Below are 8,592 nucleotides of genomic sequence, written 5' to 3'. Positions count from 1 at the left end.
TGGGCTATCGCCGTTAGAGTATGAGCGTCAATATTTTAATGAGGCTAAAAGTCGTCTAGTGAAGTAGTGGCGATTCACACCTTTCCTTGTCACAACTGCGCTAGACATATCGTAGCTGCAGGCATTACGCATGTTGTTTACATTGAACCATACGAAAAAAGCCTAGCACTCGATTTACATAGTGACGCAATCAGCCAAACAGATAGCCCAACTAATGATAAATTAGTGCTGAAAAACTTTGAAGGTGTATCACCAAATAAATATGCAGAGTTTTTTATCTATAGAAGAGCACGTAAAGATAACAAAGGTCAAGTAATTAGTTACGAATTACCTACATCTAATCAGGTAGAACCACACCAGTTAGACTGCTACGTAGATTATGAAGTTAAGGTAGCAGATTTTGCTAACAAAACAGTTGGAGAAGACTCATATTCGACGGATACATGAGAGACTATAAATAATTCTGTGTAACTAACTGTCGAGTTACATATAGTCTGTCTTCAAACATAGTCATAAAACGGTTTAAGACCTGACGCCAGTTTCTGATGGGAATCGTCCACTCCTTGGACTTATTCTGGAAAAGGTCTTGGAATTGGTGTAATTTCTAAAGACCTCGTCGCATGTAATTACCCTGATGTAATCCAGATTATGAGCAATTGCATAGCCGTGAAAGATATATGGCTAGTTGTTCATCCTGATAGTTATCGAAATATTCGGATAAAAAAACTAGTTGAAATCATTTCGTCACTGTTTAGTTAAAATCCGCCAAATAGTTATAGAGAGCAACCTTATCCTTTTTCTTTGCATTAGTTGTTATTGAATAATTAACTAATAATTCAGCCTTTCATTTGAGTTGCCATTTGTTTTGCGCATTCCCAATCACCAAATATGTAGGGGCAATTTTTAGCTATTCATACAACCACATCGGCACCATTGAAAGCGCCAGCATCGCGCCAAGCGCAAAGTTAAAAATGTTCCACTGTTTATCGCTTTTCATACACTTGGATAATAGCAACCCTAAAGAGCACCAAAACGAAAGCGAGAATAATGCAGCGATGCAAAAAAAAGTGCCGATTATAGCGCCTAGAATAATTGGACTATGGGTTAAATCAGCAAAAGATGCAGCGGCGCTTAAAGCCATTACCCACCCTTTAGGATTGTGCCAAACCAAAAATATTGCACCCATAACCCCCGTAGGTTTATAAAGATTCCGTGATAATTGTGGTGAGCCTAACTGCATTGTTTTCCATGCAAGCCATAGTAAATATAAACTGCCAACAATCTTCATGAACCATTTCAATGATGGCATCGCAATTAGAATGCTACCGAGCCCAATCGCGGATGAAGCTCCCATCGTTGCAAGACCCAATGCAATACCAATCATAAAAGGGATGGTGCGTTTAAATCCAAAATGTGCTCCCGATGCGGTTGCAAGTGTAGTGGCGCCCCCAGGTGAGATTGTCGAAACAATCACAAACACAACTAAAGATAGATAAAGTGTGACATACATACTTACAGCTCAGCATTCTTAAAGTAGATGACAGAGACTGTATCGAAGCACTACACATAAGAAAAATTAATATTTAATGCATTATCCATTACGACTTATAATAGTTATCTATTCATTGCTTGAGAACATGTAGATGAGTCGGAATCTTGATATTGGTTTATTACGTACGTTCGTCACTGTCGCTGATTGCAACAACATGACCGTTGCAGCAAACGCCCTACACATGACACAAAGCGCTGTAAGTCAGCAAGTATCTCGCCTAGAACAACAAACGGGGCAACTGTTCGTGCGTAAAAATCGCACGTTGCATCTCACCAATCAAGCCGAACGCCTGCTGGTCAAAGCAAGGAAACTCATTACGTTTAATGATGAACTTTGGGCTGAAGTAACCGATAAACCTGTTATGGGAATAATCAAATTGGGGGCATCTTATGATTTGGTCAGTACAATTTTGCCGCCAGTTTTAAAGGAATTTACCAAAGAATACCCTCTGGTCGAAATTGAATTACTCTGTCTGCCATCTCTTGAATTAAAAAAAGCCATTGAAAACAGTTCTATTGATTTAGCGCTGATAGAAGAACCTCTCACACAAGCTAATGCACAGAGCCTATTAATTGACCGGCTGGTTTGGGTCGGAGCCAAAGCTGGCAAAGCCCATTTAAAAAGGCCGGTACCGATATCAATCGTCTCCGATACATGCGCCTTTAGACCCATCGTACTTCAGGCTCTGGCAGATCACTCACTGAGTTGGCGAACTATTTTTGAAAGCGGCAGTTTTGATGCAACCAGAGCAACGGTTCGCTGCGATTTAGCCATCACGGCTTGCTTAGCTTCAACCGTCCCTGACGATCTTGAGGTTCTAGCTTTTGACAGTTATATGCCGCCACTGCCGTCTTTCTCAGTAAATTTTTACCAAGCGAAGACACCGCTCTCAAAAGCTGCAAATGAGCTATCACTGCAGATTAGAAATGCATTTACCTCGGTAAAATAATGGCTTGCTAAGCTGCTGCCTTTTTCCTAAAAAATATAAAAAGCGGAGATTGTTTTGCCAATCCTCCGCTTTTTATTCCGACTTAACTAAAAGCTGCTATCAATTCATCGCATCTTCGTCTTTGACATAATCGGTATAACCGTTTTGCACGACAATATGATCAGCGATGTATTTCGCATCATGCCAGACACCATAGATAAAAGATGAGGCGCGATTGACCAAGTTTGGTAAACCTAAAAAGTAGATGCCACGCTGCACTGAAATGCCTCGTTTTTGAAACGGTGCCCCGCTCTTATCAAATGCGTCTACTTTTAACCAACTAAAATCGAATTTAAAACCTGTTGCCCACAAGATAGAGGTGATCCCAGCTTCTTTAAGATCAAGGCTTAATATCGGCTGAGTAATGCACGTTGGATCGCTTAATAGCTCCCAAGCGGAAGGTTCAGGTGGCAAATCTAGGCCATGTTGCTCAATGTATTTATCGGCATCACGCAATACATCAAAATAGCCTTTGTCCCCTTGAGCAATATTTTCAGCAAGCCCCGGTTTAAATTCGACAACACCATTGTCACAGCCTTTGGTCGAGCCGACCAAGGTGATCCCCATGTGGCCTAAGGCGCGAAAGTCCACGGTTTGTCCGCCATCATAACCGCTTGCAGCAAAGGCAACATGCTGCTGTTTAGGGTCTTTAATCTCATCCCACAAACCCAAAGCGCCAAGCCACCAAACATAATCGCGGCCACGATAAGAGCGCGGTGGTCGATAGTGTTGACCAATCGAAAGGTAAACCTCTTTGCCTGCTTTTCGAAGCTCTTGGGCGATTTGCGAGCCCGATGCACCCGCGCCTACTACCAGCACGCCACCTTCAGGAAGCTGCTCGGGATTTTTATAAGCCGATGAGTGCAGCTGCATCAACTCGCTATCGGCTGGAATAATGTCCGGATACGCTGGTTTTTGAAACGGCCCGGTTGCGGCAACCACGTTAGCTGCATCATAAACACCATCTGAGGTGGTCACGCAAAAGCCAAGTCGCCCCTGATTTGGCTCAACACTGATGACATTCACCCCCGTTCGAATCGGGGCTTTGACCATTTTTGCGTACTCTTCAAAATAATCGGCAACGCGCTCTTTTGGGGGAAAAGATTCCTGGCACGTATTGGTAAACTTCAAATTAGGAAAACGGTCATGCCAAGCAGGGCCATTGGCAACTAATGAATCCCAACGCTCAGAGCGCCAGCGCTCGGCAATCCGGCTACGTTCTAGAACAATGTGCGGAACATCCATAGCGCTAAGGTGCTCGCTCATTGCGATGCCCGCCTGACCGGCACCAATGACTACAGTATTGATTTTCTTTGCTGTCATTTTTCTTTTCCTAAAAAGATGAGCTACTGATAGTGATTAGCGACCTTGCATCACTTAAGCAGAAGCATAACGATTGAATTAGCCTATTCACAAAGTTTGAGCAAAGCGTCCTTCATTGCACATCATAATTTTCGAACCCATCGCTTAGGAAAAAAGAAACTACTTACATAACAATCAGTTAAATTGTATTTTCAAATAAAAACAGAACACACATGAGCCCCTAAAGACAATCTCTCGGGCTTATCTTGGAAAAGTGCATAATGTGCTCATTTTCGAATCAAACCGCCCCATAACAGGGCAAAACAGGTCAATTAAAAATGCAATTTAACAAGCAATGCTGAAGTGAATCAAAAGAGTTGCTTGAGTGATCGCCCAGTAAACATATCGATAACATTTTATAAATAGAATAAGAACATTAGGCATAACTTTTGCTAATTATTCGTTATCCAAGTTCGGTTAAAAGAACAATAAAGCGAAGGTATTAATATGCTCAGTCGAATCACACAGCGGCAGTTAGAATATTTTATTGCCTCAGGAGAGGCCGGAAGTATCTTGGGGGCATCAGAGAATATCTTTGTATCATCCTCATCTATTTCAGCTGCTATTACCCACATCGAGGCAGAATTAGGGGCTCAGTTGTTTGTCCGCCATCACGCTCAAGGGATAACTCTCACCCCTGTCGGACAACAAGTGATGACAGAGGCAAAACTCATTATCGAGCAGATGAATAATCTCTATACCATCGCTTCAGAATCACTCAATAGTGTCAGAGGTCCCATTCGCATTGGCTGTATGGAAACATTAGCACCGATGCTATCGCCTGAGCTAATTTATGGCTTTGGCAAAGCGTTTCCAGGGGTGAGCGTATCGCTCGTTGAAGGTAACCATGAAGACTTACTCAATAAGCTTAAAACCGCTGAGATAGATATCGCATTAAGCTACGATCTTACCACCTTTAACGATCTTGAATTTACGCCGCTTGCTGAGCTACCCCCGTATGTGATGGTTGGCGAAAATCACCCGTTAGCTGAGCAAAGCGCTGTAACCTTAAAAGATTTAGAGCCGTATCCTGCTATTTTGCTCGATATCCCATACAGCCGAGAATATTTCTTAAGCTTGTATCGCAATGCGGGTGTCACTCCAGAAATTGTAATGAAAAGCCGCAATAGCGAAGTCATTCGCACCATGGTTGCCAATGGCATTGGCTACAGCCTTAATAACGTACGGCCTAAGGCGAATCTATCGCAAGATGGTAAGCGTTTAAGAAGCCTTCGTTTATCAGGTGAGAACCAAGCGCTCAGCCTTGGCTATGTCTGCGCTAAACACACGCATAAAACTCGAGTGATTAGCGCATTTGCCCAGCGCTGCGAAATGTTTATCTCAAACCAATATATTCCTGGCATGGCGGCACCGAGTTTTTATGACCCGCATATTGTGCCGCTGCTAAAAACGGGCTAGTGCAGCCATGAGTGCCCGCCAGCAAGTAAGACGGCTACTTTAGCAACTCACTAACGGCACTCAACGCCAAACGATAGCCTGTCACACCTAATCCGGCAATCACTCCGGTTGCCGCTTTAGAGATATATGAGTGATGACGAAATGGCTCCCGCTGCCAGATATTACTCATGTGCGCTTCGATAATCGGACCATTAAATGCCAACAAAGCATCCAAAATGGGTACGGAGCTATACGTCAATCCGGCGGCATTAATTACAATCGCATCGGCGCTTAATCGCGCTTCTTGGATCCAATCAACGAGCACGCCTTCATGATTCGATTGGCGAAAATCGAGGGTCAAACCAAGGCTTTTGGCATGTTCAAGACACTGCTGTTGGATGCTTTCAAAACTATCGCTGCCATAGGTTCCTTTATCATCCAGTCCATAGAGATTGGCATTGGGCCCATTTAGAAAAAACACTGTTTTCGTCATCAACTGATCTCCTAATGATCTACCGGTAATGTCGTGCTCATCGCAGGATGGCGCTTAAATTCATCAAACCAGTCGGCTGCGTTTGGTGCGCTCTGCCGCCAGTCTATGTCTGGATAACGAAAATCCAGATATCCCAGCGCGCAGCCAATGCTGATTAAACCGATGGTTTTAGGCTCAACATTAAATGGACTGGCAGCTACTTGAGCTTCAATCTCCTTAACCGCTGCATCAACCTTCACTAATTGCGCATCAATCCAGCCATCCCATTGCTTATCGTCTGGACGAGCGGTTTTCTCATAACGGGCTAAAAGCGCGGCATCTACTAAACCATCACCGAGTGATTGTTGACTAAGCGCACGCCAGCGCTCTTGGCCCGATTCAGGGAAAAGTGACCCGTGATGCTCGTGATTTAAATACTCACAAATGACCCGGCTGTCATAGAGCATCAAACCTGTGGGGGTTGCCATGGCCGGAATTTTTGCCAGTGGATTGAATGAAGCAATGCGCTGGTCTCGATGAATGGGATGAGCGGCACAATCAAGCTTTTCAATTTGCTCAGTGATTCCTAAGCAATAGGCGCTCACCATGACTTTGCGAACATAAGCAGAGGTTAAAGCATAATACAGCTGATACATTAGGGCTCTCCTTTTAATGAATATGAGTGCTCATGAAACAAACCAAATATAGGCTTAATCTTCATCAGGGATCACAGCAATAACGTCTATTTCCATGAGCCATTCAGGCTGTGCTAATCCTGCGACCACAATCCCTGTGGAGATGGGAAAAACACCTTTAAGCCATTTACCAACCTCCACATAAACAGCTTCGCGATAACGAGGATCAGTTATGTATGTGGTGGTTTTTACGATATGAGAAAGACTAGAGCCGGCCTCTTCTAAAAGCTGCTTTACGTTTTTCATCGCCTGCTCAGCTTGCGCCTGAGGATTACCTAACCCGACTAAGTTGCCCGCAAAATCGGTTCCGATTTGTCCTCTGACATAGACAGTATTTCCAGCTCGAACAGCCTGACAAAGATCATTATCTAAACTTTGATTGGGGTAAGTTTCTTTCGTGTTAAACATACGAATACGGGTATGAGTCGGCATAATGCGTCCTATCGGCACAAAAATTTAGTTAAGACTCACATGCGCAACAGCGCGAATAAATCACAAATTAATGGGTTAATGATTTGGAAAAAACGAATCGCTGAGAACTCTACTAATGAAAGCGAGATGAGGATTTAATGAGACTCAATCAGCCATGCGCTGATGAAAGAACATGGCCGATTTCACAGAAGTGTAATTTTAAAAAGAGCTGATTATTTTTGCTCAGCTTGTTTGGTTAGCGATGCCACTAAAGCTGATATTTTTTTATAATGCCCAACTTTCCACTCAGCCAGTGGCATATTCCCTTCAATAGCAGCTTCTTTGGCTTTGGCTAAGATCTCCTCGGCCTGATTACTATCAAACGCCACAATGCCCTCTTCATCGGCGATCACAATATCGCCGTTGTTAACGGTAATTCCACCGCAAGTGATCGGCTGCTCAACTTCACCAAGTTTTTCTTTTCGACCCGGTTTAGGAACATTGCCACGGGCATAGACAGCAAATCCCATCTCTTCGATTTCGACCACATCACGAATTACGCCATCAATGATAAATCCTCTGATGCCGCGCTCTGCTGCCGCTGCGCAGACATGCCCGCCAGCAACCGCAAAATTGTTATCGCCGCCATTAATCACCAACACTGAACCGGCTGGGGCTTGATAAATTGCGGCATGGACCATCAGGTTGTCGCCTGGATCACATTTGACGGTATAAGCCGTTCCGACCAAACGAGGGCCACCAGACCATAAGGCTTTGATTCCACAGTCCATATAGGAGCCTTCAGGCAGAACATCACCGTAGTCGCATGTTGAAAATTCGGCAAAAGAGTTGAGATCAATCATTGTGTTTAAGTCACCTGTATTATTAATCGCTTCAAAAATGAGATGTTGTGTTGTTATTGCTTTGGGCAAAGCGGCTTTAAAGTATGAATTAGCGACAGTTTCCAAACACTGAAAAGATTATAAGTGCAAGTTTCAAACAAGAGGATTCATGAAACGCTCTGGCTCTGATATCGCTACTGCTCATAAGCTAAGGGCCTACTTGCCAAGCGTTCTATTGTGAGACTCACTTTAGTATCAAATCACGCGGTGGGTCAAGTGCCTGGCCAAACCAGACACCGATAAAAAGCAGCAGCAGAAATTATGCTTCGCTCACCAAAAAGCCAGCTTCGCGAAGTGCCACCAAGGCATCATCTATCATCTGTTGTGATGGCGCGCTCAGTGTATGCAAATGCACGCCGCCGGTTAATTCAAAGAGGTAAGATGCTCCAGAGCTGCGCATTTTTTGCATAAATGCTTCAACATCTTTACGGGTCCGAATATGCAATTGCGCTGTAATTTCGCCATATAACGCGTGCTCAACAATGACATTTTTAACGCTCAGGCCATAATCGACCATCAGTAATAGCTCATCTTGAGTTTGTTCGCCATCGTGCTGGCAGGCCACAATCTGCTCAACCATCACCGGTGCGGCAGCATTTAAGCTGTGATAGATATACCCTTGGCTCGTTGGAATAATCGGCTCATTGCGCGCCTTTAACAGCGCAATATCCTGCACGATGACTTGCCGGGAAACCGACGCCATTTGCGCCAACTCACTGCCCGTAAGTGGGGCTGAACCATTTTTTAAAAGCTCTAAAATTCGAGTCCGTCGCTGTTCGCCAATTAGTTTTTGTCCCATAAAATCCTATCTT

10 protein-coding genes are annotated in these 8,592 nt (G+C 44.0%); 3 read left to right on the top strand and 7 right to left on the bottom strand.

The annotated features are described in order from the left end of the window. The first annotated feature begins 66 nt into the window (after positions 1 to 66). A complete protein-coding gene (locus ABTQ23_RS17025; protein WP_408616952.1) occupies positions 67 to 447 on the top strand; it encodes a hypothetical protein in 381 nt (126 codons plus the stop codon). Positions 448 to 907: 460 nt separating this feature from the next. Here ABTQ23_RS17025 and ABTQ23_RS17020 read toward each other — a convergent pair whose 3' ends face one another. After that, positions 908 to 1,510 carry a LysE family translocator gene (locus tag ABTQ23_RS17020; protein ID WP_408616951.1) on the bottom strand — a complete coding sequence of 201 codons (603 nt, stop codon included), beginning with the start codon at positions 1,508 to 1,510 and terminating at the stop codon, positions 908 to 910. Between the two features lie 133 nt (positions 1,511 to 1,643). On the opposite strand from ABTQ23_RS17020, the gene ABTQ23_RS17015 reads away from it, so the two are divergent. Next, positions 1,644 to 2,501 carry a LysR substrate-binding domain-containing protein gene (locus ABTQ23_RS17015; protein WP_408616950.1) on the top strand — a complete coding sequence of 286 codons (858 nt, stop codon included), beginning with the start codon at positions 1,644 to 1,646 and terminating at the stop codon, positions 2,499 to 2,501. Positions 2,502 to 2,600: 99 nt separating this feature from the next. Here the strand turns inward: ABTQ23_RS17015 and ABTQ23_RS17010 are convergent, their stop codons facing one another. Further along, positions 2,601 to 3,863, bottom strand: coding sequence for a flavin-containing monooxygenase (locus ABTQ23_RS17010; protein WP_408616949.1), 1,263 nt, complete (start codon positions 3,861 to 3,863; stop codon positions 2,601 to 2,603). A 486-nt stretch (positions 3,864 to 4,349) separates the two neighbouring features. On the opposite strand from ABTQ23_RS17010, the gene ABTQ23_RS17005 reads away from it, so the two are divergent. After that, the gene (locus tag ABTQ23_RS17005) at positions 4,350 to 5,321 is read left to right on the top strand and encodes a LysR substrate-binding domain-containing protein (protein ID WP_408616948.1); all 972 of its coding nucleotides are present in this window, start codon (positions 4,350 to 4,352) and stop codon (positions 5,319 to 5,321) included. A gap of 34 nt (positions 5,322 to 5,355) precedes the next feature. Here the strand turns inward: ABTQ23_RS17005 and ABTQ23_RS17000 are convergent, their stop codons facing one another. From ABTQ23_RS17000 to ABTQ23_RS16980, 5 genes are all read right to left on the bottom strand, one after another. Beyond that, entirely contained in the window at positions 5,356 to 5,793 is a 438-nt protein-coding gene (locus ABTQ23_RS17000) for a type II 3-dehydroquinate dehydratase (RefSeq protein WP_408616947.1), read from the bottom strand. Between the two features lie 11 nt (positions 5,794 to 5,804). Further along, positions 5,805 to 6,428 (bottom strand): glutathione S-transferase, encoded by a 624-nt coding sequence (locus tag ABTQ23_RS16995; RefSeq protein WP_408616946.1) that lies wholly within the window; start codon positions 6,426 to 6,428, stop codon positions 5,805 to 5,807. 54 nt (positions 6,429 to 6,482) lie between these two features. Next, a complete protein-coding gene (locus ABTQ23_RS16990) occupies positions 6,483 to 6,899 on the bottom strand; it encodes a RidA family protein (protein ID WP_408616945.1) in 417 nt (138 codons plus the stop codon). A 212-nt stretch (positions 6,900 to 7,111) separates the two neighbouring features. Continuing rightward, complete coding sequence (locus ABTQ23_RS16985; RefSeq protein WP_408616944.1) at positions 7,112 to 7,741, bottom strand: RraA family protein; 630 nt, start codon at positions 7,739 to 7,741, stop codon at positions 7,112 to 7,114. Positions 7,742 to 8,039: 298 nt separating this feature from the next. Beyond that, a complete protein-coding gene (locus ABTQ23_RS16980) occupies positions 8,040 to 8,579 on the bottom strand; it encodes a transcription repressor NadR (protein WP_408616943.1) in 540 nt (179 codons plus the stop codon). Between the last annotated feature and the right edge of the window lie 13 nt (positions 8,580 to 8,592).

The sequence above is a fragment of the Celerinatantimonas sediminis genome (assembly GCF_046054195.1).
Taxonomy (GTDB): Bacteria; Pseudomonadota; Gammaproteobacteria; order Enterobacterales; family Celerinatantimonadaceae; genus Celerinatantimonas.
The sequence above is the reverse complement of the archived record's forward strand: the minus strand, read 5'-3'. Positions and strand labels throughout refer to the sequence as shown.

What these genes read in the sequence shown, in the direction of transcription:
- ABTQ23_RS17020 (WP_408616951.1), bottom strand. Translation starts at nt 1,510, where the DNA reads ATGTATGTCACACTTTATCTATCTTTAGTTGTGTTTGTGATTGTTTCG.
- ABTQ23_RS17015 (WP_408616950.1), top strand. Translation starts at nt 1,644, where the DNA reads ATGAGTCGGAATCTTGATATTGGTTTATTACGTACGTTCGTCACTGTC.
- ABTQ23_RS17010 (WP_408616949.1), bottom strand. Translation starts at nt 3,863, where the DNA reads ATGACAGCAAAGAAAATCAATACTGTAGTCATTGGTGCCGGTCAGGCG.
- ABTQ23_RS17005 (WP_408616948.1), top strand. Translation starts at nt 4,350, where the DNA reads ATGCTCAGTCGAATCACACAGCGGCAGTTAGAATATTTTATTGCCTCA.
- ABTQ23_RS17000 (WP_408616947.1), bottom strand. Translation starts at nt 5,793, where the DNA reads ATGACGAAAACAGTGTTTTTTCTAAATGGGCCCAATGCCAATCTCTAT.
- ABTQ23_RS16995 (WP_408616946.1), bottom strand. Translation starts at nt 6,428, where the DNA reads ATGTATCAGCTGTATTATGCTTTAACCTCTGCTTATGTTCGCAAAGTC.
- ABTQ23_RS16990 (WP_408616945.1), bottom strand. Translation starts at nt 6,899, where the DNA reads ATGCCGACTCATACCCGTATTCGTATGTTTAACACGAAAGAAACTTAC.
- ABTQ23_RS16985 (WP_408616944.1), bottom strand. Translation starts at nt 7,741, where the DNA reads ATGATTGATCTCAACTCTTTTGCCGAATTTTCAACATGCGACTACGGT.
- ABTQ23_RS16980 (WP_408616943.1), bottom strand. Translation starts at nt 8,579, where the DNA reads ATGGGACAAAAACTAATTGGCGAACAGCGACGGACTCGAATTTTAGAG.